Below are 524 nucleotides of genomic sequence, written 5' to 3'. Positions count from 1 at the left end.
TCTAAAACCGGAAGAGCCAGATTGGGTGCCGGTGGCCCATTGGATGAACAAAGCCATGGTGGCGGTATTTTTGTTGTGGGTTTGGGTGTTGCGGGTAAAGGAGTGTCCGCAGTGGGTGCAGCGCCAACGGGTGGTTGATTTGCTGGTGGTGCCGTTTTTCTTTGTGTTGTTGCCGCATAGTGGGCAGCTGGGGCGGTTGGTGGTCATCCTTTAATCCAACCGGTGTGCGGTTAGCACAAATGTGGCCGGAGGTGCGGGATGGTGTGGGTAATAGCTTTCGGGGAGCTATTCTTTGGTGATTTGTGGTGTGTGGTCTGGGGTTATGGTGGCATGCGGACACACTTTTCTTTACTTAACCCTCAAAAGCTGCATATTAGGTTATGCTAAGTTAATTCACGCTTGCTGCACTTGTGCCACCACTTTGGCCAACGCAGCCCATAAACCCGTTATTTCCGCATCATGAGACAAGGAGCGCGTGTTGTCTAGCAACCCGTTTGATGATGAACAGGGCAGCTTCTTCGCCC

The 524-nt window shown here is 52.3% G+C and carries 1 pseudogene; it reads right to left on the bottom strand.

Annotated features, from left to right (window positions below):
- Positions 1 to 207: pseudogene (locus tag QKE52_RS13325) on the bottom strand (IS256 family transposase); the annotation flags it as partial.
- Positions 208 to 524 lie beyond the last annotated feature (317 nt).

It is taken from the genome of Corynebacterium sp. c25Ua_47 (assembly GCF_039907205.1).
GTDB classification, from domain to species: Bacteria; Actinomycetota; Actinomycetes; order Mycobacteriales; family Mycobacteriaceae; genus Corynebacterium; species Corynebacterium hiratae.
The sequence above is the reverse complement of the archived record's forward strand: the minus strand, read 5'-3'. Positions and strand labels throughout refer to the sequence as shown.